Raw genomic sequence first — 26,437 nt, 5'->3', positions numbered from 1 at the left:
TCCGCACCCACCATGTCCGACCTGCCGCCGCCCTGGTACGAGCCGTCCGAGCGGGCGGGGCTGCGCATCTGGCACGGTTTCGCCACCGCGCGGGTGATGGTGGCGCTGGCGGTGCTGCTGCTGCAGCTGCTGGTGCACCTGATGGGGCAGGACCTGCACCCGACCTTCATCGCCCTGTGCGTGGTCTATCTCGGTGCGACGCTGTTCGTGCGCATCGCCATGCATCCCCGCTCCAGCGAGACACCGCTGTCGCGCCTGTGGGTGCCCACCATCGGCACCGACCTGATCGCCTTCTCCGCCATGCAGATGCTGCAGCCCGGCGGCATGAACTACACGCCCCTGCTGGGCCTGCCGGTGCTGATGGCGGCGGTGCTGGGCACGCGGCGCACCGCGCTGGCCACCACGGCGGCGGTCACGCTGCTGCTGCTGGCCGAGGTCTGCGTCAGCTGGCTGCGCAGCAACAATCCGCTGGCCGCCCAGTTCGCCCAGGCGGGGCTGACCGGCACCGGCTATTTCCTGGTCACCTTCCTGGTCCATCCGGTGGCGGCGCGGCTGGCACGCGAGGAGAACCTGGCGCGCGAGGGCCAGCAGTCGGCCCTGGTGCAGGCCCAGGTCAACGAGGTGGTGATCGCATCGCTCGGCGACGGCGTGCTGGTGCTGGACGACCACGACAACGTGCGCGCCGCCAACCCCGCCGCCCGCGTGCTGCTGGACCAGGCGGTGAAGGTGGCCCTGCCCTTCTCGCTGGCCGGCTCGCCGGCCTGGCGCCCGCTGGTGGAGCTGGCGCGCCGCACCTTCGCCCAGGGGGCGGGCGGCGATGCGCTCACCGCCGACGTGGCCCTCGAATACGAAGGCAGCGGCCCGCGCCGCCTGCACCTGCGCGCCCGCCTGACGCCGCCGCGCGATTTCAGCGCCACCCAGCTCTGCGTGATGTTCCTGGAGGACCAGCGCGAGTCCGAGGCCCGCCTGCGCACCGAGAAGCTGGCCGCCATGGGCCGCATGTCGGCCGCCGTGGCGCACGAGATCCGCAACCCGCTGGCCGCCATCGTGCAGGCCAACCAGCTGCTCGACGAGGAGTTGACCGATCCCTCGCAGAAACGCCTGGCGCAGATGGTGCGGCAGAACGCCCAGCGCCTGGCACGCATCACCGAGGAAGTGCTGGACGTCTCCCGCGCCCAGCAGCAGTTCCACTTCGACGCCGCCACCATCGCGCTGGACGACACCGCAGGAGCCGTCTGCCTGGACTGGCACGTGCAGGCCGGCAAGGGCTGCAGCCTGCAGTTCGTGCCCGGCGCGCCGCGCCTGTCGGTGGAATTCGACGGCGACCACCTGCGCCGCATCCTGATCAACCTGCTCGACAACGCCCTGCGCTACATCAGCAGCCACGACGACGCCCTGCAGGTGCGCACCTGGACGACACCCAGCCAGGCCTTGCTGGAAGTCTGGAGCGACGGCGCGCCGCTGGAGCCCACCGTGGCCGAACGCCTGTTCGAGCCCTTCTTCTCATCGGACAGCCGCTCCAGCGGACTGGGCCTCTATATCTGCCGCGAACTCTGCGACCGGCACGGCGCGGCCATCGGCTACCGCCGCATCGAGCGGCCCACCAGCCGCGGCATGCTGGCCGGCAACGCGTTTACCCTGGCGTTCCGGCCCTTCGCGGTTACGCCGGCGACCTTGCCATTTGACACAATAGCCCCGTGACCGCCACCACGCGCAACGCGGCCAATGCCGACACCACCATCCTCGTCATCGACGACGAGCCCGACCTGCGCACCCTCTACGAGCTGACGCTGCTGCGCGAGGGCTATCGCGTGGCCTCCGCCGGCACCCTGGCCGAAGCGCTGGACCTGCTGCAGCTGCGCCGCTACGGCGCCGTCATCAGCGACATGCGCCTGCCCGACGGCTCGGGCCTGGACATCCTGCAGCTGCTGCGCTCGACCGCGCGGCCCGAACGCTGCGTGGTCATGACCGCCTACGGCTCGGCCGAGAACGCGGTCGAGGCCCTGAAGGCCGGCGCCTTCGACTACCTCACCAAGCCGGTGGACCTGCGGCAGTTCCGCACCGTCGTGGCGGCCGCCGTGCAGACCGGCGCCGGCACGGCCGCTCCCGCGCCGCTTGCCGGCGCGGCCGCCGCACCCGCGCCGACCCCGTCACCCAGCGCCAAGGGCAGCCCGGAAGGCCCGGCCCCAGCCGCGCTCAGCCGCATGGTCGGCGACTCGCCCGCCATGCAGTCGGTGCGCCAGCGCATCTCCAAGGTGGCGCGCACCATGGCGCCGGTGCTGATCCGCGGCGAATCCGGCACCGGCAAGGAACTCGTGGCCCGCGCCCTGCATGCCAGCAGCCACCGCGCCGCCGGCCCGATGGTGGCGGTGAACTGCGGCGCCATTCCGGAGAACCTGCTGGAGAGCGAATTCTTCGGCGCACGCAAGGGCGCCTTCACCGGCGCCTCGGCCGACCGCGAAGGCTATGTGCAGGCCGCGCGCGGCGGCACGCTGTTCCTCGACGAGATCGGCGACCTGCCGCTGGCCATGCAGTCCAAGCTGCTGCGCGCCATCCAGGAGCGCTGCGTGCGGCCGGTCGGCTCGGCGCAGGAAGAGATGATCGACGTGCGCATCGTCAGCGCCACCCACAAGGACCTGGCCGCCGACGTGCGCGCCGGCACCTTCCGCCAGGACCTGTATTACCGGCTCAACGTCATCGAGATCGTCGTGCCGCCCCTGCGCGAGCGGCGCGAGGACCTGCCCCAGCTCTGCACCGCCCTGCTCGAACGCATCTCCCGCGAATCCGGCCTGCCGACCCCGCAGCTTTCTGCCCAGGCCCTGGAGCGCCTGCGCGGCCTGCCCCTGCCCGGCAATGTGCGCGAGCTGGAAAACCTGCTGCACCGCGCCGTCGCCCTGAGCGAGGACAACACCCTGGAACTCGACGCCACCGAGGACGACGGCTACGAACCCACGGAGGCCGAATTGGGCACCATGGCCGCGGCCACCACGCCCGCCGCCGACGCGCCGGTGCCCATGCCCGACGACCTGCAGGCCTACCTGGATGCCCGCGAGCGCGAGATCCTGGTCAAGGCGCTCGCCGAAAACCGCTTCAACCGCACCGCGGCCGCCGCTCAGCTGGGCATCAGCCTGCGCCAGATCCGCTACCGCATCGCACGCCTGGGCATCGCCGGGCCGCGCGGCGTCCCTGACGGCGACGGCGGTGACGCGGACTGAAGACGACGGCGGGCCGGCCTGGCGGCAAGGCTGGCTGGCGGCCGCGGCGCCCTGCCCTTCGCCCAATTTCGGCCCGCGCCCGCCCGGCGCCCATGTCGACCTGCTGGTGATGCATTCCATCAGCCTGCCGCCCGGCGTCTATGGGGGCCCGGAAGTCTTCGAGCTGTTCACCAACCGGCTCGACTGGGACCGCCACCCCTATTTCGGCACGATCCGCGGCATGGAAGTTTCCAGCCACTTCTATATCCGGCGTGACGGCGCCCTGTGGCAGTTCGTCAGCTGCGACGATCGCGCCTGGCATGCCGGCCGCTCGCACTGGCGCGGTCGCGACAACTGCAACGACGACTCGATCGGCATCGAACTCGAAGGCCTGGAAGGCCAGCTTTTCGAGCCGGCCCAGTACGAGGCCCTGGCACGGCTGTGCCAGGCGCTCTGCTTGCATTACCCGATCGCCCATGTCGCCGGCCATTCGGACATCGCGCCGGGCCGCAAGTTCGATCCCGGCGCGGGTTTCGACTGGGCGTGGCTGCAGCAGCGGCTCCGTTGGCCAGCGGAACGTTTTCCGGCGGTCCATCGTGTCCACTCACCAACTTCGGTTTCGGAAAAAAATTTCGGATCTCCGGATTGATACGGGGCGCGGGATAGCCGGGCAAATCCTGCCGCAGGCCGCGCCGTTGCTGGCTTTGCAAAGCGAATGCACGCAGGCACGGGCGTTTGACCGCCCATCGGCCCCGAAGCTCCTTGAGCCGGTGCTGAAATTGGTCCTTGAACCACTATCTATAGTGTCTAGAATCGCTGTCACCCCCTGTATCTAGGGGGCTCCGTTTATCGGCCCAGCCCGACCAGATGGCCTCCTTCTTGCGTTACGCCGCCACCGCGCCGCAAGCCCAGGCCATCTCACAACGACGCAAGAGGAACACCGCATGTCCATCGCCACCAGCACGCCGAGCCCGACCGCCGGCGCCCCCTTCCAGGCCCCCGCAGCTTCGGATACCACCAGCGGCACGCCTTCGTTCGGCGCGCTGTCGCACTACCAGATCATCCGCCGCAACGGCGCGGTGGTGCCCTTCGAGCCGCAGAAGATCGCCGTGGCGATGATGAAGGCCTTCCTGGCGGTGCACGGCACCGGCGGCGCGGCTTCGGCCAGCGTGCGCGAGACGGTCGATGTGCTGACCCAGAACGTGGCCCGCGCCCTGGTGCGTTCGCGCCCGGGCGGCGGCACCTTCCACATCGAGGACGTGCAGGACCAGGTCGAACTCGGCCTGATGCGCGGCAGCCACCACGAAGTCGCCCGCGCCTATGTGCTCTACCGCGAACGCCGCACCCAGGAGCGCGCCCGCCAGATCGAGGAAGCCACGCCCGCGCACCCGGTGCTGCATGTCACCGACAACGGCCAGCGTGTCGCCCTCAACCTGAACAACCTGCAGGCCCTGATCGCCTCGGCCTGCGAGCGCCTGGGCGCCGACGTCAAGGCCGACCCGATCGTCGCCGAGACCATGCGCAACCTCTACGACGGCGTGCCGATCGACGAGGTCTTCAAGGCCGCCATCCTGGCCGCCCGCACCCTGATCGAGAAGGACCCTGACTACACCTACGTCACGGCCCGCCTGCTGCTGCACACCATCGCCCGCGAAGTCTTCGGCCGCGAAACCGCGCCCGCCGAAATGGGTGCCGCCTACATCGAGTACTTCCCCCAGTTCATCCAGAAGGGCATCGATAACGAGCTGCTGGATGCACGCCTGGGCGAATACGATCTGCCCCGCCTGGCCAAGGCCCTGAAGGCCGAACGCGACCAGCAGTTCGACTACCTCGGCCTGCAGACCCTGTACGACCGCTACTTCCAGCACGTGAAGAAGACGCGCATCGAAATGCCGCAGTCCTTCTTCATGCGTGTGGCCATGGGCCTGGCGCTGGGCGAGCAGGACCGCGAGGCGCGCGCCATCGAGTTCTACGAGGTGCTGTCGTCCTTCGACTTCATGTCGTCGACCCCCACGCTGTTCAACAGCGGCACGCTGCGTTCGCAGCTCTCGTCCTGCTACCTGACGACCGTGCCCGACGACTTGGACGGCATCTACGAATCCATCAAGGAAAACGCGCTGCTGTCGAAATTCGCCGGCGGCCTGGGCAACGACTGGACCCGCGTGCGTGCGCTCGGCTCCCACATCAAGGGCACCAACGGCGAATCGCAGGGCGTCGTGCCCTTCCTGAAGGTGGTCAACGACACCGCCGTGGCGGTCAACCAGGGCGGCAAGCGCAAGGGCGCCGTCTGCACCTACCTGGAAACCTGGCACCTCGACATCGAGGAGTTCCTGGAGCTGCGCAAGAACACCGGCGACGACCGCCGCCGCACCCACGACATGAACACCGCGAACTGGATCCCCGACCTGTTCATGCGCCGTGTCATGGAAAAGGGCGACTGGACCCTGTTCTCGCCCTCCAACGTTCCCGACCTGCACGACCTCTTCGGCGACGACTTCGAACGCGCCTACGTGGCCTACGAAGCCAAGGCCAAGGCCGGCGATATCAAGCCCTCGCGCACCATCCCCGCCAACGACCTGTGGCGCAAGATGCTGAGCATGCTGTTCGAGACCGGCCATCCCTGGATCACCTTCAAGGACGCCTGCAACGTGCGCTCGCCGCAGCAGCATGTGGGCGTGGTGCACTCGTCCAACCTCTGCACCGAGATCACGCTCAACACCAGCGACACCGAAACGGCCGTCTGCAACCTGGGCTCGGTCAACCTGTCGCACCACCTGAAGGACGGCGGCGTCGACCACGAGAAGCTCAAGAAGACGATCTCGACCGCGATGCGCATGCTCGACAACGTGATCGACATCAACTACTACGCCGTCGAGAAGGCCCGCGCCTCCAACATGCGCCACCGCCCGGTGGGCCTGGGCCTGATGGCCTTCCAGGACAGCCTCTACCAGCTGCGCATCCCCTACGCCTCGCAGCAGGCCGTGGAGTTCGCCGACAAGTCGATGGAAGCCATCTGCTACTACGCCTACTGGGCCTCCACCGAGCTGGCCAGGGAACGCGGCCGCTACAGCAGCTACGAAGGTTCGCTGTGGTCCAAGGGCGTGCTGCCGCTGGACTCGCTGGACCTGCTGGCCAAGGCCCGCGGCGGCTATGTGGAAGTCGACCGCTCCGTGTCCATGGACTGGGACGCGCTGCGCAGGAAGATCGCCGCCGACGGCATGCGCAACTCCAACTGCGTGGCCATCGCGCCGACCGCGACCATCTCCAACATCGTCGGCGTGGATGCATCCATCGAGCCCTGCTTCGGCAACCTCTCGGTCAAGTCCAACCTGTCGGGCGAATTCACCGTCATCAACGCCTACCTGGTGCGTGACCTCAAGCGCCTGAACCTGTGGGACGACGTGATGGTGATGGACCTGAAGCACTTCGACGGTTCGCTGCGCCCCATCGACCGCGTGCCGGGCGAGATCAAGGCCCTCTACGCCACCGCCTTCGAAGTCGAGACCACCTGGCTGGTGGAAGCCGCGGCACGTCGCCAGAAGTGGATCGACCAGGCCCAGTCGCTCAACATCTACATGGCCGGCGCATCGGGCAAGAAGCTCGACGACACCTACAAGCTGGCCTGGACCCGCGGCCTGAAGACGACCTACTACCTGCGCACCATCAGTGCCACGCACGCCGAGAAGTCGACCGTGCATTCGGGCCGCCTCAATGCCGTGTCCTCGTCGCAGGCCGCAGCGCCTTCGGCACTGGAAGCAGCAGCCGCGCAGGCCCGTGCACAAGCCGAGGCGGAGGCTGCCGCCGTACCGGCCACGGACATCAAGTTCTGCGCCATCGACGACCCGGGCTGCGAGGCCTGCCAGTAAGGCCCGAGGGGCTCGTCGACATCGTGCGGATGCGGTCGAAAGACAGGCTCCGCACGATGCACCAACACAACATGCGAGGCCTGCGAGATGCGTGCAGCTGTGACAGCCGCTTTTCATTTCGCAGGCCTGCTTTCATAATCGAATGATCGGAAAACCTATGCTGTCCTGGGACGAAGAAGTCAAGCCCACAACGCCGTCTGCAACGCACGGCGACATGCCTGCTGCGCCGGTGCAAACGCAGCCTCAAACCCAGCCCCAACCGGCCCTCGCAGTTGCGGCCGATGCACCCCTCCAGGCCAAGGCCGCACCCGTCATCGCACCGGTCAGCCACAGCCGCGTGAATGCCGCCGACAAGCGCATCATCAACGCCAAGACCGACGTCAACCAGCTCGTCCCCTTCAAGTACAAGTGGGCCTGGGAAAAGTACCTGGCCACCTGCGCCAACCACTGGATGCCGCAGGAGGTCAACATGACCCGCGACATCGCGCTGTGGAAGGACCCCAACGGCCTGACCGAGGACGAGCGCCGCATCGTCAAGCGCAACCTCGGCTTCTTCGTGACCGCCGACTCGCTGGCCGCCAACAACATCGTGCTGGGCACCTACCGCCACATCACCGCGCCCGAGTGCCGCCAGTTCCTGCTGCGCCAGGCCTTCGAGGAAGCGATCCACACGCACGCCTACCAGTACATCGTGGAGTCGCTGGGCCTGGACGAGGCCGAGATCTTCAACGCCTACAACGAAGTGGCCTCGATCCGCGAGAAGGACCAGTTCCTGATCCCCTTCATCGAGGCCATCAGCGACCCGCATTTCCACACCGGCACCTTCGAGACCGACCAGACCCTGCTGAAGTCGCTCATCGTCTTCGCCTGCCTGATGGAAGGCCTGTTCTTCTACGTCGGCTTCACCCAGATCCTGGCGCTGGGCCGGCAGAACAAGATGACCGGAGCTGCCGAGCAGTACCAGTACATCCTGCGCGACGAGTCGATGCACTGCAACTTCGGCATCGACCTGATCAACCAGTTGAAGCTCGAGAACCCGCAGCTCTGGACCAACGAGTTCAAGGCCGAGATCAAGGACCTGTTCCAGAAGGCCGTCGAGCTCGAATACAAGTACGCCGAAGACACCATGCCGCGTGGTGTGCTGGGCATGAACGCATCGATGTTCAAGGGCTACCTGCGCTACATCGCGAACCGCCGCGCCACGCAGATCGGCCTCGAACAGCTGTTCCCCAACGAGGAAAACCCGTTCCCCTGGATGAGCGAGATGATCGACCTGAAGAAGGAACGCAACTTCTTCGAGACGCGTGTCATCGAGTACCAGTCCGGCGGCGCCCTTTCCTGGGACTAGAAGGCACGTCCTGCAAACACCCCCATGGCTTCCGATTCACGCCTGCCACTCACCGCGCCGCCAGAGCGCGGCGGTGGCGGGCGTTCCTGCGTTCATGGGGCTGAAGCTCTGCGCTTCAGCCCCATGGATCATTCCGCCGTCGAACGAACGGGCGGAGTGCTCTTTGTAATGTGACCAAGGAGAAAATAATGGCAACTGCGAAAAAACCGGCCGCCAAGAAGGCCGCCCCTGCGAAGAAGGCTGTCGCCGTGAAGAAGGCAGCAGCACCGGCCAAGAAGGCCGTGGTAGCGAAGAAGGCTGCAGCGCCCGCCAAGAAGGCCGCCGCACCTGCAAAGAAGGCTGTCGCCAAGAAGGCAGCGGCACCGGCGAAGAAGGCCGTGGCCAAGAAGGTTGCAGCGCCCGCCAAGAAGGCTGCGGCACCTGCGAAGAAGGCCGCACCGGCCAAGAAGGCTGTTGCGCCTGCCAAGAAGGCCGCACCGGCGAAGAAGGCTGCTGCACCGGCAAAGAAGGCCGCACCGGCCAAGAAGGCTGCTGCTCCCGCCAAGAAGGCCGCCGCACCGGCGAAGAAGGCCGCTGCACCTGCCAAGAAGGCTGCCGCGCCTGCGAAGAAGGCCGCTGCTCCCGCCAAGAAGGCTGCCGCTCCTGCCAAGAAGGTCGCTGCACCGGCAAAGAAGGCTGTCGCCGCACCGGCGAAGAAGGCCGCCGCTCCCGCCAAGAAGGCTGCTGCAAAGAAGGCCGCGCCTGCCAAGAAGGCCGCCGCGACCCCTGCCCCTGCCAGCAGCGCCGCAGCGCCCGCAGCCGCACCTTCGGCACAGACCACGCTGAGCCCGCAAGCCGCCTGGCCCTTCCCGACCGGCACCAAGCCCTGATCGGAGCGAGACTTCGTCTCGTGCCCGATGCCTCCCGGCATCGGGCTTTTTTTTGCCCGGAGCGCGCCGCAGCGCGCGCCCCCTGCGGGCTTACAGCACGCCGTCGAGCGTGTAGTTCTGCGGACCGCGCTGCGCCACCTTGGCCGCGCCCACCTTGTTGCCCAGGGTCGCGCAACGGACCAGGTCCCAGCCCTGCTCCAGGCCGAACAGCAGGGCGCCGCGCCAGGCGTCGCCGCAGCCGGTGGGGTCGACCACCGCGGCCGGCACCACACCCGCCACATGGGTGCGTTCGCCGTTCACCCAGACCTCGCAGCCTTCGGCCGCCAGCGTGACCACCAGGCCGCGCACCTTGCGCGAGATGTCCGCCAGGCTCAGGCCGGTGCGTTCGCACAGCATGCGGCCTTCATAGTCGTTCACGGTGACCCAGCTGGCCTGTTCGATGAAGGCCAGCAGGTCGGCGCCGTCGAACATCGGCAGGCCCTGGCCCGGATCGAAGACGAAGGGGATGCCGGCTTCGGCGAACTGGCGCGCGTGCTGCAGCATCGCATCGCGGCCGTCCGGCGAGACGATGCCGACCTTGGCGTCCTCACGCGCCACGATCCGGGTGACATGCGCCTGCATCATCGCGCCGGGGTGGAAGGCGGTGATCTGGTTGTTGTCGCGGTCCGTCATGATCATCGCCTGGGCGGTGAAGGTGTCGGCGACGGTGCGCACGTATTCGGTGGAAATGCCCAGTTCCTCCAGCCGCGCCACGTAGGAAGCGCCGTCCGCGCCCACGGTGGCCATGGGCAGCGGCGTGCCGCCCAGCGCCTTGAGGGCATAGGCGATGTTGCCGGCGCAGCCGCCGAAATCGCGCCGCAGCGAGGGCACCAGGAAGGACACGTTGAGGATGTGCAGCTGGTCCGGAAGGATCTGCTCGGCGAAGCGGCCCTCGAAGCCCATGATGGTGTCGAAGGCGAAGGAACCGCAGATGATGGCTGCCATAGGTCTTGTGGTGGTCGATGAAAGAAAGGGACGGACGGACCGGTGCGGCCGCTCCGTCAGGGATAGAAGGCCAGGACGCGGTAGCCCGCGACCCGGTCGGCCGCCAGCGGCGGCTGCAGCCGCACCGGCAGACTGCCGGTCCAGGCGCCGCCGGCCTGCAGCGACGCGGATGCGCCGAGTTCCTGCTGCGACAGCACCCGGCGCAGCAACGGCAGGTCCTGGCTGTCGGTCAGCGTCAGTTCCAGGGCCGGCATCGCCAGCGGGATGCCGGCGGTGTTGCGCACCTCGACATCGAACTGGAACAACTCGCCGCTGACCTTGTTGAAGGTGGAGCTGTCGATGACCATGGCTTCGATGCGCTGCAGCGGCGCGAGCTCGCAGCGCAGCGGCACGCACAGGGATTCGAGTACCGGCCTCAGCCCCGGCAGATGGGCAGCCAGCCGATCGCGCTCGGCACGTGCGATCTGCAGCAGCAGCGCGGCCGCCAGCAGCAGGCAGACGGCGGCGCTCGCCAGCATCACCAGAGGCTGCTGCCAGAAGGCGCGCCGCTCGGCCACCCGCACGAATTGCAGGTCGCGCAGCGTGGCGGCGGCATCGCCGGCTTCGGCCTGCGCTCGCGCCTCCGGCGTGCCGGCATCGGGCGTCGGCGGCACGAAGGCCGGCTGGTAGAGGGACTGCTGGGGCTCGTCGTTGTCGGCGGTCTGCAGCAGCAGGGCCGAGGGCACGTCGATGTAGGAGGATTCGTCCTCCCCGGGCTGCTCAGGCTCCTCGTGCAGCACGGGCTCGGGGCGTTCGAGGACTTCGCCGTGCAGCACCACACGCGCGGCGAGCGAGCGGCGGCGCCAGACGGCGGGTTCGGGTTCGGGTTCAGCCGGGGGTTCGGCCGGCGGAGGCGATTCAGGAGCTTCGAACGGCGGGGGGTCCTCCAGGCCAGGCTCGACCCGGGAAACCGGTTCGGCCGGCTCCTCCGCCGGCGGTGGGGAGACGGGCGCCAGTTCGGCCGCGGCCGCTTCCACCGGCCCCCGCATGTGCGCCGTGGCATCGAACACCTCGGCGCATTTGCCGCAGCGCACCCAGCCGTCGGAGACCTTCAGTTGATCGGGCACGACCTTGAAGGTCGTCCCGCAGGAGGGACAGCGTGTGGACAGGCTCATGGGCAGCCCCGATTGTAGGCAGCGCTGCCCACGCTCCCGGCCACTCAGGCCGGCCGGTTCGCCGTCATCAGGATCCAGCCGTCTTCCTCGTCGGCGACGGACAGTGCCAGATACGGCGCATAAGCCTCTTTCAGCTCATCGGCCTGGCGCGACAGGATGCCCGCCATCACCAGCGATCCGCCCGCGGCCACATGCTTGCAGAGCAGCGGGGCCAGCACCTTGAGCGGCGTGGCCAGGATGTTGGCCAGCACGGTGCCGTATTCGCCGCAGGCCAGGTCGGGCAGGCCGGCGTTGAGCAGCACGCCGTTGGCCATCGCGTTGTCGCGGGTCGATTGCACTGCGGCTTCGTCGATATCGACCGCGTCCACGGCGGTGGCGCCGTAGAGCGCCGCGCCGATGGCCAGGATGCCGGAGCCGCAGCCGTAGTCCAGCACGCGGCCCAGTTCGCCGGGCTGGCGGCCGGCCGTCCAGCGCAGGCACATGCGGGTGGTCGGATGGGTGCCGGTGCCGAAGGCCAGGCCGGGATCCAGGCGGATCATGCGGCGCGCGGCGGCGGGCGGCTCGTGCCAGGTGGGCACGATCCAGAACTCGGGCGTGATCTCGACCGGCGCGAACTGCGACTGCGTCAGGCGCACCCAGTCCTGCTCGGGCACCGGGCCGATGTCCTGCACGCTGCAGCCGTCGAAGAAGTCCTGCGCCTGCAGCAGGGCCGATGCCTCGCGGGCGGCGGCCTCGTCGGGGAACAGCGCGGTCACCCGCGAACGCTGCCAGCCCTCGCGCGGCGGCGGCATGCCGGGCTCGCCGAACAGCGCCTGCTCGGCGGGGGTCTGCGCATCGGCGTCCTCGACGCCAACGGACAGCGCTTCGAGCGCCTCCAGGGCATCGCTGACCGATTCGATGCGGTCTTCCGGCACCAGCAGGTGCAGTTCGTACAGGGCCATGTCGCCTTCAGCGGTTGTGCGCGGCCAGCCACTCTTCCAGGTAGTGGATGTTGGTGCCACCCTCCTGGAAACGCGCGTCGACCATCACCTCGCGGTGCAGCGGCACATTGGTCTTGATGCCTTCGATGACCGTCTCCAGCAGCGCGGTGCGCATGCGGGCGATGGCCTGCTCGCGGGTGTCGCCATGGGCGATGATCTTGCCGATCATCGAGTCGTAGTTCGGCGGCACGAAGTAGTTGCTGTAGACATGCGAGTCCACCCGGATGCCGGGGCCGCCCGGCGCATGCCAGGTGGTGATCCGGCCCGGCGATGGCGTGAACTTGTACGGGTCCTCGGCATTGACCCGGCATTCGATCGCATGGCCGCGCAGCACGATGTCGCGCTGGGTGAAGGGCAGCTTCTCGCCGGCCGCCACCATGATCTGGGTCTTGACGATGTCCACGCCGGTGATGAGTTCGGTCACCGGATGCTCCACCTGCACGCGGGTGTTCATCTCGATGAAGTAGAACTCGCCGTTCTCGTAGAGGAACTCGAAGGTGCCCGCGCCGCGGTAGCCGATCTTCTTGCAGGCGGCCACGCAGCGCTCGCCGATGCGTTCGATCAGCTTGCGCGGGATGCCCGGCGCCGGCGCTTCCTCGATCACCTTCTGGTGGCGGCGCTGCATGGAGCAGTCGCGCTCGCCCAGGTAGACGGCGTTCTTGTGCTTGTCGGCGAGGATCTGGATCTCGATGTGGCGCGGGTTCTGGAGGAACTTCTCCATGTACACGGCCGGATTGTTGAAGGCGGCACCCGCCTCCGCCTTGGTCATCTGCACCGCGTTGATCAGCGCCGCCTCGGTGTGCACCACCCGCATGCCGCGGCCGCCGCCGCCGCCGGCGGCCTTGATGATGACCGGATAGCCGATCGCCTTGGCGATGCGCTTGATGACCGCCGGGTCATCGCCGAGCTCGCCTTCGGAGCCGGGCACGCAGGGCACGCCGGCCTTGATCATCGCCACCTTGGCCGACACCTTGTCGCCCATGATGCGGATCGACTCGGGCGTGGGGCCGATGAACTGGAAGCCGCTCTTCTCGACGCGTTCGGCGAAGGCCGCGTTCTCGCTCAGGAAGCCGTAGCCGGGATGGATCGCCTCGGCGTCGGTCACTTCCGCGGCCGAGATGATGGCCGGCATGTTCAGGTAGGACAGGGCCGAGGGCGCCGGTCCGATGCAGACGGCCTCCTCGGCCAGCTTGACGTACTTGGCGTCGCGGTCGGCCTCGGAATAGACCATCACCGCCGTCACGCCCATCTCGCGGCAGGCGCGCTGCACACGCAGAGCGATCTCGCCGCGGTTGGCAACCAGGATCTTCTTGAACATCGCGCGCTCAGCCGATCACGAACAGGGGCTGGCCGTATTCCACCGCCTGGCCGTTCTCCGCCAGGATCTGCATCACGGTGCCGGTCTTGTCGGCTTCGATCTCGTTGAGGATCTTCATCGCCTCGATGATGCAGATCGTGTCGCCTTCCTTGACTTGGCTGCCCACCTGCACGAAGGCGGCGGCGCCGGGGCTGGACGCGTGGTAGAGCGTGCCCACCATCGGCGACTTCACGATATGGCCGGCCGGCGCTTCCGGCGCGGCGGCTACGGCCGCAGCCGCGGGTGCCGCGGCGGCGACGGGCGCGGGTGCCGCAACGGCGGCCACGGGCGCCTGCACGTATTGCTGCACCACGGCGCCACCACCCTTGACGATGCGCACCTTGCCTTCGGCTTCGGTGATTTCCAGCTCGGAAACGTTCGACTCGGAGACGAGGTCGATCAGGGTCTTGAGTTTTCGCAGATCCATGGGGGCGGGTCACCCGAACGGGTGCCTTAAAAAAACAGAGCGCGAATGTACCGCAACTTGGTACTAAATTACGTTGATCAGCGGTCTTTTAACGAAACCGCCACCGAACTTTGCGCAACTGCCGTGAAGTGGACGAGAGGCCCGGAAACTGCTAGTTACAGCCAGTGGGACAGGTCGCTCTCGGAGAGTTGACCGATTTTACGATGAAGAACGCGGCCGTTCGGATCAAGCACCACGGTGAAGGGCAAACCGCCCTGTGCATTGCCCAGGGCACGCGAAAGATCGGTGCCCTGCAGGCCGGCCATGCCGACCGGGAAGCCCACCGGCCGGCCGGCCAGGAACTTGCGCACCGAGCTCGGCGTATCCACCGCCAGCCCCAGCACCTGCCAGCCGCGGGCCGCGTGTTCCTGGTGGAAGCGGTCGAGCATCGGCAGCTCGGCCACGCAGGGCGGGCACCAGGTGGCCCAGAAATTCACCACCAGACGGCCTTGCCCGCCGCGCAGGCCGGCCAGATCCAGCGGCGTGCCGTCGGGTTTGTCGAAGCTTTGCTGCCACAGGGCGGCGCTGCTGTCGCCCGCATCCGAGCGGCGCGACTGCCAGGCCCAGCCCGCGCCGGCCAGCACGGCCAGGCCCGCGGTTGCCCATACGGTGGCCTGGCGGCGTGTCGGCGATGCGCCTGGAGCGGCGGCGGGATCGGGTTCGGTCATGGGCTTTTCAGGTCATTCGGCCAGCAGGGCCCGCAGGGCGGCGATGTCGCCGCGCGGCGTGCGGCCCCGGCTGTCGGGCCGCAGCGCGCCGCGCAGGTCGTCCAGATCGTAGACCATCAGGTGTACCCCCACGACGACATCCAGCGCGGGCGAGCGCCCGGCCACCGTCAGCGCCTCCACCGGCTCGCCGTTGAAGCCGGTGACCGTCTGCGGGTCGTAATCGACATGGTGGTCGATCAGCGCGATCTCTGCCGACTTGCAGTCGTCGCAGAACATCTGGATATAGATATCGGACAGGCGGGTGGCCGTGCCGTGCCAGACGGCGCCGCCCAGGTAGGGCCGGAACTCGGCCATGCGCGACATCCACACCAGCGCCAGCTCGCGCAGGGCGCGCAGCTCGGCCGGCTGGGTGTCGATGCAGAAAATGGCGATGTGCTCGCGCACCGCGTCTTCCACCATCACGTTGTCCGGCAGCGGAGCCCGTCCGGACAGCGCGAGCTGCTTGGCGGCGCGGCGCTTGGCAGGGCCGTATTCAAGCCCCTCCTCGACGACGATGCGGGCGGCGGCTGCTGCGATCTCGGCGGTGGCGGTTTCCATGTCCGCAATTCTCCCTGCAAGCGCAAGCCCGTGCCAGCCGGGGGTCCTTAGAATTCGGCGCCATGCATATCCATATCCTCGGCATCTGCGGCACTTTCATGGGCGGCGTGGCCGCGCTGGCACGCGAGGCCGGCCACCGCGTCACCGGCTGCGATGCCGGGGTCTATCCGCCGATGAGCGACCAGCTGCGCGCGCTGGGCATCGATCTGATCGAAGGTTTCGGCGCCGATCAGCTGGCGCTGAAGCCCGATGTGTTCGTGGTCGGCAACGTGGTCAGCCGCGCCCGCCTGCCGGACGGCCAGCCCAAGTTCCCCTTGATGGAGGCCATCCTCGATTCGGGCGCGCGCTACACCAGCGGTCCGCAATGGCTGGCCGAGCATGTGCTGCACGGCCGCCATGTGCTGGCCGTGGCCGGCACCCATGGCAAGACCACCACCACCGCCATGCTGGCCTGGATCCTCGACCAGGCCGGCCTGAAGCCGGGTTTCCTGGTCGGCGGCGTGCCGCTGAATTTCGGGGTGTCGGCGCGGCTCGGCGGCGGCAGCGCCTTCGTGATCGAGGCGGACGAATACGACACGGCCTTCTTCGACAAACGCAGCAAGTTCGTGCACTACCGGCCGCGCACCGCCGTGCTCAACAACCTGGAGTTCGACCACGCCGACATCTTCGCCAGCCTGGCCGACATCGAGCGGCAGTTCCACCACCTGCTGCGCACCGTGCCGGCCCAGGGCCGTGTCGTCTCCAACGGCGGCGACGAAGCACTGGAGCGGGTGCTGGCGCAAGGCTGCTGGAGCGAGCTGCGCCGCTTCGGCCCGGTGCTGGCCGATTTCATCGCGGAAGGCGAGCCGGGCGATTTCTCCGTGCTCGCCTATGGCCAGGCCGTCGGCCAGGTGCGCTGGGGCCTGACCGGCGTGCACAACCAGAACAACGCCCTGGCGGCGATCGCCGCGGCCGAGCACCTGGGCGTGGCGCCGGCCGACGCGGCGCTGGCGCTGGGCGGATTCCTCAGCCCGCGCCGACGCATGGAAGTGCGCGGCCAGGTCGGGGGCGTCACCGTCTATGACGACTTCGCCCACCACCCGACGGCCATCCGCACCACGCTGGACGGCCTGCGCCGCCAGCTCGACCGGCAGCCCGGCGAAAGCCGCATCCTGGCGGTGTTCGAACCGCGCAGCAACACCATGAAGCTGGGCACCATGGCGGCGCAGCTGCCGGCAGCGCTCAAGGATGCCGACCTGGCCTTCTGCCACGTCGGCGGACTGGGCTGGGACGCGGCCGCAGCCCTGGCGCCCATGGGTGAGCGCGGCCGCACCGCCGAGGCGATCAAGCCCCTGGTGGCGCAGGTGCTCGCCGCCGCCAAGCCGGGCGATCACATCGTCTGCATGAGCAACGGCAGCTTCGGCGGCGTGCACGAGCTGTTGCTGGCCGGGCTCGCCGCCAAGGGCTGAGCCGCGGCCGGCCGGGCCATCAGCCCTGGCGGCGCGCCTTGACGGCGGCGGAGAGCACGTCAAGCACCTGCAGCGAGTCGTCCCAGCCCAGGCAGGCATCGGTGATGCTCTGGCCGTACTGCAGCGCGTGGGCGTTGTCCTTGCCCGGCGTGAACTTCTGCGCGCCGGCCTGCAGATGGCTTTCCACCATCACGCCGAACACGCTGCGCGAGCCGCCGGAGATCTGCGCGGCGAGTTCCTGGGCCACATTCAGCTGGCGCTCGTGCTGCTTGCTGCTGTTGGCATGGCTGCAGTCGACCATCAGCTTGGGATTGAGCCCGGCCTTTTCCAGATCGGCGCAGGCCGCGGCGACGCTGTCCGCATCGTAGTTGGGCGCCTTGCCGCCGCGCAGGATGACGTGGCAGTCCTGGTTGCCATTGGTCTGCACGATGGCGACCTGGCCGTTCTTGTGCACCGACAGGAAGTGGTGGCCGCGCGCCGCCGCCTGGATGGCGTCGGTGGCGATGCGGATGTTGCCGTCGGTGCCGTTCTTGAAGCCGATCGGCGCCGAGATGCCCGAGGCCAGCTCGCGGTGCACCTGGCTTTCGGTGGTGCGGGCACCGATGGCGCCCCAGGAGATCAGGTCGCCGATGTATTGCGGCGAGATCACGTCGAGGAACTCGCTGCCGGCCGGCAGGCCCAGGCGGTTGATGTCGATCAGCAGCTGGCGGGCGATGCGCAGGCCTTCGTCGATGCGGAAGCTCTCGTCGAGGTAGGGGTCGTTGATCAGGCCCTTCCAGCCGACCGTGGTGCGCGGCTTCTCGAAGTAGACACGCATCACGATCTCCAGCGTGTCGGCGTACTTCTCGCGCTGCACCACCAGGCGGCGGGCGTATTCCACCGCGGCGGCCGGATCGTGGATCGAGCAGGGGCCGATGATGACCAGCAGCCGATCGTCGGTGCCGCCCATGATGTCGCGGATGCGGCCGCGGGTGCCGGTGATGAGGTTCTCGACCGCGGTGCCGCGGATCGGGAAGAAGCGGATCAGATGTTCGGGAGGCGGCAACACGGTGATGTCCTTGATACGTTCGTCGTCGGTTCTGCTGGTCTTCTCGACGTGCGGGTACCAGGGCTCGGTGGCGGTGGGGGCGTTCATGTTGCGGGGCTCCTCGTTGTTCGGGCTGATCGGCTGTCTAGGAAATCAAAATCTGCGGGATCGCTGGGGGCAAAAAAAAACCGCCGGGCTTTTCAGCTCGGCGGTTCCGGGGAAGGTGTTTGCTTTTACGCGCGCGCTTCCGGTCCGCCGGTGGACGGAAACCAGAAATAAAAGGAGTAGGCGCGGGTTTGCATGAGCGGCGAATGTAGCACAGAGCATGGCCCGGATGCTCCGCGTTGCTGCCAGGACACAGTGCAGCCCGACGGCATAATCGCGCACCCGTCATGGAGGCGGGACAGGAGAAACCAGACCATGCAACGTCAAAACAAGATGCAATCGCTCACTTCAATCATTTTTTTCACCAGCCTGCTGGCTGGATGTGCCACCGAGAACTCACGCTCATTGCCCGTCGCGCAAGTCGCCACGGCCAACCAGGCCTACGCCGCGGAGCGTGCCCCGATTGCGGTCGGCAAGTTCGACAACCGTTCCAGCTACCTGCGCGGAATCTTCTTCGACGGCGTGGACCGGCTCGGCGGCCAGGCCAAGACCATCCTCGTGACCCACCTCCAGCAGAGCAACCGTTTCGATGTGCTCGACCGCGACAACCTGCAGGAACTCAAGCAGGAAGCCGCCCTGAAGGGCACGGCCAACCGCTTCTCCGGCGCCGACTATGTGGTGACCGGCGACGTCACCGAATTCGGACGCAAGGAGGTCGGCGACCACCAGCTCTTCGGCATCCTCGGCCGCGGCAAGGAGCAGAGCGCCTACGCCAAGGTGAATCTCAACATCGTGGACATCCAGACCTCGCGGGTCGTCTACTCCACGCAGGGCGCTGGCGAGTACAGCCTGTCCAACCGCGAGATCGTCGGCTTCGGCGGCACCGCGAGCTACGACTCGACGCTCAACGGCAAGGTGCTGGACCTGGCGATCCGCGAGGCCGTCAACAAGCTGGTCGCAGCCGTCGACAGCGGCGCCTGGAAGCCGGTGCGGTGATGGCGGCCGCAGGAGCAAAACCGATGCATCGTTCATCCAGAACCGGGCTCGTCCTGCTGCTGGCCGGTGCGGCCGTGCTGGGCGGCTGCGCCCACCGCACCGAGCCGATCTACCAGTGGGAGAGCTACCAGACACAGGTCTACCAGTACCTGCAGGGCCAGTCCTCCGATCCGCAAAAGCAGATCGCCAGCCTGGAGGCCGACTTCCAGAAGATCCGCGCGCAGAACCACAAGCCGCCGCCGGGCTTCCATGCGCACCTGGGCATGCTCTACGCCTCCGTCGGCAAGGACGACCAGGCCCTGCAGGAATTCCAGACCGAGAAGAGCCTTTTCCCCGAATCGACCGCCTTCATCGACATGCTGCTGGCCAAGGCCAACAGCCGCAAGAACAGCCAGCAAGACAAGGAGAAGACCCTGTGAGCCCCCGCCAGATACTCGTCGCGCTGGCCGCACTGGCCACGGTACTGCTGGCCACCGGCTGCGCGGCGCCGGCCAAGTCCATCGACTACGCCGCTTTCCGTACGACGCGCCCCAAATCCATCCTGGTGCTGCCGCCGGTCAACGAATCGCCCGACATCAACGCCAGCGCCGGCATGCTGGCCCAGCTGAGCTTTCCGCTGGCCGAGTCGGGCTATTACGTGCTGCCGGTGGCGCTGGTCGCCGAGACCTTCCGCAACAACGGCCTGGACACCCCGGCCGAAGCACAGGCCGTGGCGCCGGCCAAGCTGCAGGAGATCTTCGGCGCGGACGCGGCGCTCTATGTCAAGGTGACGAAGTACGGAACCAGCTATACCGTCATCAACAGCGAGGCCGTGGTCGCCGCCGATGCGCGCCTGGTCGACCTGAAGACCGGCGCCGTGCTCTGGAGCGGCTCGGCCAGCGCTTCCAGCGCCGAAGGCCTCAACAACGGCGGCGGCGGGCTGATGGGCCTGCTGGTGACGGCGGTGGTCCAGCAGATCATCGGCAGCCTGACAGACGCCAGCTTCACCGTCGCAGGCACGACCAGCCTGCGACTGGCGGCGGCAGGACGTCCCAATGGCATCCTGTACGGGCCGCGCTCGCCCAAGTACCTCAGCGACTGAAGCGCCCGCGCGCCCGGGCGGCGCTCAGGCGGTGCCGCCCACGGTCAGCGCGTCGATGCGGAGTGTCGGCTGGCCGACACCCACCGGAACGCTCTGGCCTTCCTTGCCGCAGGTGCCCACGCCGGGGTCCAGCGCCATGTCGTTGCCGATCATGCTGACCTTCTTCAGCGCCTCGGGGCCGGCGCCGATGATGGTCGCGCCCTTGACCGGGTACTGGATCTTGCCGTTCTCGACCCAGTAGGCCTCGCTCGCGGAAAACACGAACTTGCCGCTGGTGATGTCGACCTGCCCGCCGCCGAAGTTGGTGGCGTACAGGCCCTTCTTGATGCTGGCGACGATCTCCTGCGGATCGCGGTCGCCGCCCAGCATGTAGGTGTTGGTCATGCGCGGCATGGGGATGTGCGCGTAGCTCTCGCGCCGGCCGTTGCCGGTGGGCGGCACGCCCATCAGGCGGGCGTTCATCGAGTCCTGGATGTAGCACTTGAGGATGCCGTCCTCGATCAGCACGTTGCGCTGGCTGGCATTGCCCTCGTCGTCGACGTTGAGCGAGCCGCGGCGGTCGGCGATGGTGCCGTCGTCCAGCACGGTCACGCCCTTGGCCGCCACCCGCTGGCCGATGCGGCCGGAGAAGGCGCTGGAGCCCTTGCGGTTGAAGTCGCCTTCCAGGCCGTGGCCGATGGCCTCGTGCAGCAGGATGCCCGGCCAGCCGGAGCCCAGCACCACCGTCATCTCGCCGGCGCGGGCCGGGCGGGATTCGAGGTTGACCAGCGCCTGGCGCACGGCTTCGTCGACGTAATGGGTGATCAGCGCGTCGTCGAAATAGGCCAGGCCGAAACGCCCGCCGCCGCCGGCCGAGCCGACCTCGCGCCGACCGTTCTGTTCGGCGATCACCGTGACCGACAGGCGCACCAGCGGCCGCACGTCGGCGGCGAGCGTGCCGTCGGCACGCGCCACCAGCACCACGTCGTATTCGGCGGCCAGGCCGGCCATCACCTGCGCCACACGCGGATCCTTGCCGCGGGCCAGGCTCTCGACACGGCCCAGCAGCGCGATCTTGGCATTGCTGTCGAGCGAGGCGATCGGGTCGAGTTCGGGATAGAGCGAACGGCTGCCGGCGATCTTGCGCGTGGCCACCTTGACCTTGCCGCCGCGCGAGGCCTGCGAGATCGAGCGCACGGTGCGCGCCGCATCCAGCAGCGAGGCCTCGGAGATGTCGTCGGAATAGGCGAAGGCCGTCTTCTCGCCGCTGACCGCCCGCACGCCCACGCCCTGGTCGATGCTGAAGGAGCCGGTCTTGACGATGCCCTCCTCCAGGCTCCAGCCCTCGCTGCGGGTGTACTGGAAGTACAGGTCGGCGTCGTCCACCTTGTGCGAGCGGATCTCGGAGAGGGCGCGCGACAGATGGGACTCGTCCAGGCCAAACGGCTCCAGCAGCAGGCGCTGGGCGATGGCAAGACGTTCGATGGTGGGTTCGCGGGAGATCATCCGGGGATTTTAGGGTGCCGCCCAATCCCCTGCCCGCGCCCGCCGTATCAGGCGGTGGCCGCGCGCCGCCGCCAGGCCGACCAGGCGAAGGGCGCCAGCGCCATCAGCAGGGCCAGCACCGCCAGGCCGAACAGCCCCGCGTACACCGTGCCGGGACTGCGGCCCAGGCGCATGCCGTAGCGCGCCAGCCAGCCATAACCGGCCGATGCGGCGGCCATGCCGACGAAGACGAAGGTGTTGAGCACACCCAGCGCCCGTCCGCGCAGCGCCGGCGCCACCGTGCCCCGGCCCGCGGTCATCACCACCGGATGCAGCGTGCCGGCGGCTGCCAGCAGGGACAGCAGGGCCAGGTCCAGCCCCAGCGAGACATCGGGCATCAGCATCAGGCCCAGGCCGGCCAGCACCGAGCCCAGCATGGTGCCCACGATCACCGCCTGAGCGCCGAAACGCCGTGCCGCCAGCGGCATCGCGAAGGCGCATCCGAAGGCCACGAAGCTGATCACCGTCATGGCCGAACCGCGGCTGATCGGGTCCAGCCCGAAGACATCCGCCACATACGGTCCGCCCCAGGCGTTGCGAAAGGCCGTGCCGGACGCCATGCCCAGGCACACCGGCACCAGCGCCCACAGGGCCGGCACCTTCAGCAGCACCAGCGAGCCGCGCAGCATCGCCAGCGAGGACTGGCCGTGCGCATCGGCATGGCCCCGATCGCGCACCGTGCGCTGCACCGCGAAACACACCACCGCCATGACGCCGGTCGCCACCAGCATCGCCGGGCGCCAGCCGAAATGCTGCACCGCCCAGCCCAGCGGCGAGGCGGCGCACAACACCCCCAGCATGCCCAGCCCGTTGGAGACCGACAGCGAGCGCAGGTAGCGGCGCTCTTCCAGCTGCTCGGATGCGTAGTGGATCAGCCCCATGAACACCGGCGCGCAGGCCATGCCCAGGCCGACCTGCCCCAGCGTGGCCATCGCCGCGCCGTGCGACAGCGAGAACATCAGCCCGCCCGCCACGCCCAGCGCCATCAGCACCGAAGTCGGCCGCCCCACGCCCCAGCGATCGAAGGCCACGCCGACCGGCACCTGGATCAGCCCGAAAGCCAGGAAGAAGGCCGAGGACAGCGCGCCGAAACCGGCCGGATCCAGCCCCAGGTCGGCCGACAGCTCGGGCGCCATCACCGCCAGGCAGCTGCGGAAGAACTGGCTCATCGCGAAGGCCGCGGTGAGCGCCGCCAGCGCCGGCCCGGTGCGCAGGAGCGACGGCGACCGCATCAGCCCGGAGCCGAGCGGCGCGAGCGCGCCACCGACATCAGGATGCCCAGCCCCATGCCCAGCGTCACCATCGCGGTGCCGCCATAGCTGATGAAGGGCAAGGGCACGCCCACCACCGGCAGGATGCCGCTGACCATGCCCATGTTCACGAAGGCATAGGTGAAGAAGATCATCGCCATCGCCCCGGCCAGCAGCCGCGAGAACATGGTGGGCGCATGCATGGCCAGCCACAGGCCGCGCAGCACCACGCAGCAGTAGCCGAAGATCAGCACCAGATTGCCGGCCAGGCCGAACTCCTCCGAGAAGGCCGCGAAGATGAAGTCGGTGGTGCGCTCGGGGATGAACTCCAGGTGCGTCTGCGTGCCGGCCATGAAACCCTTGCCCCAGATGCCGCCGGAGCCGATGGCGATCATCCCCTGGATGATGTGGAAGCCCTTGCCCAGCGGATCCTTGGTCGGATCCAGCAGGGTGCAGATGCGCTGCTGCTGGTAGTCGTGCAGCACCGCCCAGCGCACGCCGTTGGCGCACAGCTGCGGCTCATACCAGACCACCATCGCCACGCCGATCGCGCCGATCAGCAGCGGCGGCAGCACCAGCTTCCAGCTGAGCCCGGCGAAGAAGATGACCGACAGGCCCGCTGCCAGCACCAGCAGCGAGGTGCCCAGGTCGGGCTGTTTCATGATCAGGCCGACCGGCACCAGCAGCAGCGCGCCCGCGGCCAGAAAATCCAGCGGCCGCAGCGCGCCCTCGCGTTTCTGGAACCACCAGGCCAGCATCAGCGGCATGGCGATCTTCAGCAATTCGCTGGGCTGCACCACCACGCCCAGGTTGATCCAGCGGGTGGCGCCCTTCTTGGTGATGCCGAACAAGGCCACCGCCACCAGCAGCGCCACGCCCAGCACATACAGGGGCACGGCCGCGGCCATCAGCTTCTGCGGCGGCACCTGCGCCACCACGAACATGATGCCGCCGGCCAGCAGCATGTTGCGGCCATGGTCGAAGAAGCGGGTGCCGTGGTCGTAGCCCGAGGAATACATGGTCAGCAGGCCGGCGCCGCACAGCAGCAGCACGCCCGCGGCCAGCAGCCAGTCGAAGCCCAGGAGAAATGGCAGGAGACGCCGGGGCAGGGACGGCTTGTCGAAAACGGCGGACATCGCCGGATTATCGGCCATGGCGTGCGCCGCGCCCGGACGCGCCCCCCTATGCGCCAGGATCGCCGGCAGCCTGCTCGTGGAACTTCACCAGCCCGGTGGCGATGTCGTAGACCGCCGGCACGATGCCCACCTTGCCCTGCGCCACCAGCTCGCGGATCACCGCGCTCTGCTCCAGCACCCGAGCCATGCCGCGCCGCACATGGCGTTCGGTCACGCTGGCCACGAAGGCCGGGTTGGCGCTCGAGCGCTCGCCGCCCTCCTCCCGCCAGGCTGCGGCCTCCTGCGCCGGACAGATCGTCTCCAGGAGCGCCGTGAGAAAGCCGAGCTGCACCCCGTCGATCGCGCCGTGGATCGCACCGCAGCCGGTATGCCCCAGGATCACGATCAGCTTGGCGCCGACCACGCCGCAGGCGTATTCCAGCGATCCCAGCACCGTGTTGCCCACCACGTTGCCGGCGTTGCGGATCGAGAACACCGAGCCGAAACCCTGGTCGAAGATCAGCTCGACGGAGGTGCGCGAATCCATGCAGCTGACGATGGCCGCGAACGGCGTCTGGCCCTTCTTGGTCTTGTCGAGCTGGTCGAGCAGGTCGCGCGACTGGTGAAAGGCGGTGACGAAGCGGAAGTTGCCTTCCTTCAGGAACTGCAGCGCATGGGCCGGCGTCAGCTCGGAAAACGGCAGGTCATGGGTATGCATGGCCACTCACTTCTTGCGCAGCTGGCGCAGCAGGTCCTGGGCGAGGCCAGCCGAGCGCTTGGGCGCCTCGCCGTGCATGCCGGCCAGTCCGCTGACGAGTTCCCGCTCGGTCGAGACCTGCGGCACGTTGTAGTGCTCCTGGAAACCCACCAGCGACAGCTTGATGCCGCGCTCCCCGGCCCGCGAATGGGCGAAATCGCGGATCACCTCCAGGACATCGAAATCGATATACGCCGTATTGCTGGCATCGATGACCACCGCGGAGTTTCTCGGCAACTCGTCCAGGGTCTGCTTGATCGACGCCTTGTTCAAAAAGGAAACCTCCTGCGCCAGCGTCAGCTTGATCAGCTCGTTATTGGTGAACGAAGAACGCTGGTAGTAATACGGCAGGCGGGCATTCTGGCGCAGGATGAAGAATATCGACACCAGCAAGCCGATCGCCACGCCACGCAGCAAATCGAGAAACACCACCGAAACCACCGTGACAATAAACGGCGTGAATTGATTCCAGCGATCGGCCTTCCACAGACTCAAGAAAATCTGCGGACGCGCCAGCCGATAACCCGTGAAGATCAAAATGGCGGCCAGCGCGGCTTTCGGCACGAAATTGAGCCATTGCGGAATCGTCGCCACGCAGGCCAGCAGAAGCAGCCCATGGAAAATGGTGGAAAGCTTGGTGCGGGCACCGGCATTGATATTGGCCGAGGAGCGCACGATCACGCTGGTGATGGGCAGTCCGCCGAGCAGGCCGCTCAGCAGATTTCCAACGCCCTGGGCACGCAGTTCCACATTGGTGGGCGTGACGCGTTTCTGCGGATCGAGCTTGTCGGTCGCCTCGATGCACAACAAGGTCTCCACGGACGCGACCACCGCGATGATGGCGCCGGTCACCCAGACCTGCGGCAGCGCCAGCCCCGAGAAATCCGGCAGGGTGAACTGGGCGAAGAACTCCGCGACCGTCGTCGGCACCGGCAGCCGGATCAGGTGCGCATCGCCGCGCAAGGCCCATCCCGGCCGGACCAGCCCCAGCATCTGGTTGACCAGCACGCCCGCCAGCACCACCAGCAGGCCCACCGGAAACCATTGCAGGCGCTTGAACCGGCGGCAGCTCCACAGCGTCAGCAGCGCCAGGCCCAGCAGCGAGATCAGCATCGCCCCGGGCTCCATGTGCTCGACGATCTCGTCCAGATCGGTCCAGGCGAAACCGGCCTCCTCCTCGTCCAGAAAAGCCTGTTTGTCGAAACCCACGGCATTCTCGGCCTGGTTCACCACGATGGTGATGCCGATGCCCGCCAGCATGCCTTCGATGACATTCGAGGGAATATAGTCCGCCATGCCACCGACACCCAGGATGCCGGCCAGCAACTGGAAAGCCCCGGCCAGCATCACGGCGCAAAGAAAATATTGAAAAGGCATGGCGGCGAGCGCCGTCACGACAATCGCGATCAGCCCGGCCGCCGGGCCGCTCACCGAAAGCGCCGAGCCGGACAGCTTCCCCACCACCACGCCGCCGATGACCCCGGCCAAAATACCGGCGAATGGCGAAACATGGCTGGCCTGGGCAATCCCCAGACATAAGGGAAGGGCAATCAGAAAAACAATCAAACCGGACAAGGCATCGCGATTGAAAGTCTTTGACATATCAAGCATCAGATCATTGGTAATCGGTTAGCGTATGCCCACATAATGC

Annotated in this window: 23 protein-coding genes; 10 read left to right on the top strand and 13 right to left on the bottom strand. The window is 67.8% G+C overall.

All coding sequences use genetic code 11. The features are described 5' to 3' along the window. Positions 1 to 12: 12 nt before the first annotated feature. From GT347_RS18655 to GT347_RS18630, 6 genes are all read left to right on the top strand, one after another. Positions 13 to 1,701 carry a sensor histidine kinase gene (locus GT347_RS18655; RefSeq protein ID WP_160553634.1) on the top strand — a complete coding sequence of 563 codons (1,689 nt, stop codon included), beginning with the start codon at positions 13 to 15 and terminating at the stop codon, positions 1,699 to 1,701. After that, complete coding sequence (locus tag GT347_RS18650) at positions 1,698 to 3,215, top strand: sigma-54-dependent transcriptional regulator (RefSeq protein WP_229722372.1); 1,518 nt, start codon at positions 1,698 to 1,700, stop codon at positions 3,213 to 3,215. The genes GT347_RS18655 and GT347_RS18650 overlap by 4 nt, the downstream gene beginning before the upstream one ends. Beyond that, complete coding sequence (gene ampD, locus GT347_RS18645; RefSeq protein ID WP_160553633.1) at positions 3,202 to 3,843, top strand: 1,6-anhydro-N-acetylmuramyl-L-alanine amidase AmpD; 642 nt, start codon at positions 3,202 to 3,204, stop codon at positions 3,841 to 3,843. Before GT347_RS18650 ends, ampD begins: the two co-directional genes overlap by 14 nt. Before the next feature lie 295 nt (positions 3,844 to 4,138). Beyond that, positions 4,139 to 7,060 (top strand): ribonucleoside-diphosphate reductase subunit alpha, encoded by a 2,922-nt coding sequence (locus GT347_RS18640; protein ID WP_160553632.1) that lies wholly within the window; start codon positions 4,139 to 4,141, stop codon positions 7,058 to 7,060. 157 nt (positions 7,061 to 7,217) lie between these two features. Beyond that, the gene (locus tag GT347_RS18635; protein WP_160553631.1) at positions 7,218 to 8,408 is read left to right on the top strand and encodes a ribonucleotide-diphosphate reductase subunit beta; all 1,191 of its coding nucleotides are present in this window, start codon (positions 7,218 to 7,220) and stop codon (positions 8,406 to 8,408) included. Between the two features lie 188 nt (positions 8,409 to 8,596). Beyond that, the gene (locus GT347_RS18630; RefSeq protein WP_160553630.1) at positions 8,597 to 9,277 is read left to right on the top strand and encodes a histone H1; all 681 of its coding nucleotides are present in this window, start codon (positions 8,597 to 8,599) and stop codon (positions 9,275 to 9,277) included. Positions 9,278 to 9,367: 90 nt separating this feature from the next. On the opposite strand, the gene GT347_RS18625 is transcribed toward GT347_RS18630, so the two are convergent. From GT347_RS18625 to GT347_RS18595, 7 genes are all read right to left on the bottom strand, one after another. After that, a complete protein-coding gene (locus GT347_RS18625) occupies positions 9,368 to 10,261 on the bottom strand; it encodes a carbohydrate kinase family protein (RefSeq protein ID WP_160553629.1) in 894 nt (297 codons plus the stop codon). Positions 10,262 to 10,317: 56 nt separating this feature from the next. Beyond that, positions 10,318 to 11,415: a DUF3426 domain-containing protein gene (locus GT347_RS18620; protein WP_160553628.1), complete on the bottom strand. Its 1,098-nt coding sequence runs from the start codon at positions 11,413 to 11,415 to the stop codon at positions 10,318 to 10,320. 44 nt (positions 11,416 to 11,459) lie between these two features. Continuing rightward, on the bottom strand, positions 11,460 to 12,350 hold the full coding sequence (gene prmA / locus GT347_RS18615; protein ID WP_160555427.1) for a 50S ribosomal protein L11 methyltransferase: 891 nt from the start codon (positions 12,348 to 12,350) through the stop codon (positions 11,460 to 11,462). A gap of 13 nt (positions 12,351 to 12,363) precedes the next feature. After that, positions 12,364 to 13,713 carry an acetyl-CoA carboxylase biotin carboxylase subunit gene (accC, locus tag GT347_RS18610; protein ID WP_160553627.1) on the bottom strand — a complete coding sequence of 450 codons (1,350 nt, stop codon included), beginning with the start codon at positions 13,711 to 13,713 and terminating at the stop codon, positions 12,364 to 12,366. 7 nt (positions 13,714 to 13,720) lie between these two features. Next, a complete protein-coding gene (accB, locus tag GT347_RS18605; protein WP_160553626.1) occupies positions 13,721 to 14,179 on the bottom strand; it encodes an acetyl-CoA carboxylase biotin carboxyl carrier protein in 459 nt (152 codons plus the stop codon). Positions 14,180 to 14,334: 155 nt separating this feature from the next. Beyond that, a complete protein-coding gene (locus tag GT347_RS18600; protein WP_160553625.1) occupies positions 14,335 to 14,886 on the bottom strand; it encodes a TlpA family protein disulfide reductase in 552 nt (183 codons plus the stop codon). Between the two features lie 12 nt (positions 14,887 to 14,898). Further along, a complete protein-coding gene (locus GT347_RS18595; RefSeq protein ID WP_160553624.1) occupies positions 14,899 to 15,483 on the bottom strand; it encodes a hypothetical protein in 585 nt (194 codons plus the stop codon). Positions 15,484 to 15,545: 62 nt separating this feature from the next. Here GT347_RS18595 and mpl point away from each other — a divergent pair, with 62 nt between their 5' ends. After that, on the top strand, positions 15,546 to 16,931 hold the full coding sequence (mpl, locus tag GT347_RS18590) for a UDP-N-acetylmuramate:L-alanyl-gamma-D-glutamyl-meso-diaminopimelate ligase (protein WP_160553623.1): 1,386 nt from the start codon (positions 15,546 to 15,548) through the stop codon (positions 16,929 to 16,931). Positions 16,932 to 16,950: 19 nt separating this feature from the next. On the opposite strand, the gene GT347_RS18585 is transcribed toward mpl, so the two are convergent. Then, positions 16,951 to 18,066: a 3-deoxy-7-phosphoheptulonate synthase gene (locus GT347_RS18585; RefSeq protein WP_160553622.1), complete on the bottom strand. Its 1,116-nt coding sequence runs from the start codon at positions 18,064 to 18,066 to the stop codon at positions 16,951 to 16,953. A 312-nt stretch (positions 18,067 to 18,378) separates the two neighbouring features. On the opposite strand from GT347_RS18585, the gene GT347_RS18580 reads away from it, so the two are divergent. From GT347_RS18580 to GT347_RS18570, 3 genes are read left to right on the top strand one after another with little or no spacing between them, the layout of a single operon-like run. Next, positions 18,379 to 19,059 (top strand): CsgG/HfaB family protein, encoded by a 681-nt coding sequence (locus GT347_RS18580; RefSeq protein ID WP_160553621.1) that lies wholly within the window; start codon positions 18,379 to 18,381, stop codon positions 19,057 to 19,059. Positions 19,060 to 19,082: 23 nt separating this feature from the next. Then, a complete protein-coding gene (locus GT347_RS18575) occupies positions 19,083 to 19,478 on the top strand; it encodes a DUF4810 domain-containing protein (protein ID WP_160553620.1) in 396 nt (131 codons plus the stop codon). After that, positions 19,475 to 20,140, top strand: coding sequence for a DUF799 domain-containing protein (locus GT347_RS18570; RefSeq protein ID WP_160553619.1), 666 nt, complete (start codon positions 19,475 to 19,477; stop codon positions 20,138 to 20,140). The genes GT347_RS18575 and GT347_RS18570 overlap by 4 nt, the downstream gene beginning before the upstream one ends. Positions 20,141 to 20,164: 24 nt before the next feature. Here GT347_RS18570 and tldD read toward each other — a convergent pair whose 3' ends face one another. From tldD to GT347_RS18545, 5 genes are read right to left on the bottom strand one after another with little or no spacing between them, the layout of a single operon-like run. Beyond that, positions 20,165 to 21,625 carry a metalloprotease TldD gene (gene tldD / locus GT347_RS18565; protein ID WP_160553618.1) on the bottom strand — a complete coding sequence of 487 codons (1,461 nt, stop codon included), beginning with the start codon at positions 21,623 to 21,625 and terminating at the stop codon, positions 20,165 to 20,167. 47 nt (positions 21,626 to 21,672) lie between these two features. Then, the gene (locus GT347_RS18560) at positions 21,673 to 22,896 is read right to left on the bottom strand and encodes an MFS transporter (protein ID WP_160553617.1); all 1,224 of its coding nucleotides are present in this window, start codon (positions 22,894 to 22,896) and stop codon (positions 21,673 to 21,675) included. Then, positions 22,896 to 24,050, bottom strand: coding sequence for a rod shape-determining protein RodA (gene rodA, locus GT347_RS18555; RefSeq protein ID WP_160553616.1), 1,155 nt, complete (start codon positions 24,048 to 24,050; stop codon positions 22,896 to 22,898). The genes GT347_RS18560 and rodA overlap by 1 nt, the downstream gene beginning before the upstream one ends. Positions 24,051 to 24,096: 46 nt before the next feature. Continuing rightward, positions 24,097 to 24,747, bottom strand: a complete 651-nt coding sequence (locus GT347_RS18550) for a carbonic anhydrase (RefSeq protein ID WP_160553615.1) — start codon at positions 24,745 to 24,747, stop codon at positions 24,097 to 24,099. A gap of 6 nt (positions 24,748 to 24,753) precedes the next feature. Then, positions 24,754 to 26,388, bottom strand: coding sequence for a SulP family inorganic anion transporter (locus GT347_RS18545; RefSeq protein ID WP_229722371.1), 1,635 nt, complete (start codon positions 26,386 to 26,388; stop codon positions 24,754 to 24,756). Between the last annotated feature and the right edge of the window lie 49 nt (positions 26,389 to 26,437).

This window comes from Xylophilus rhododendri, assembly GCF_009906855.1.
Taxonomy (GTDB): domain Bacteria; phylum Pseudomonadota; class Gammaproteobacteria; order Burkholderiales; family Burkholderiaceae_C; genus Xylophilus; species Xylophilus rhododendri.
Note: the sequence above shows the minus strand (reverse complement) of the source record. Positions and strands in the feature narration are given on the sequence as shown.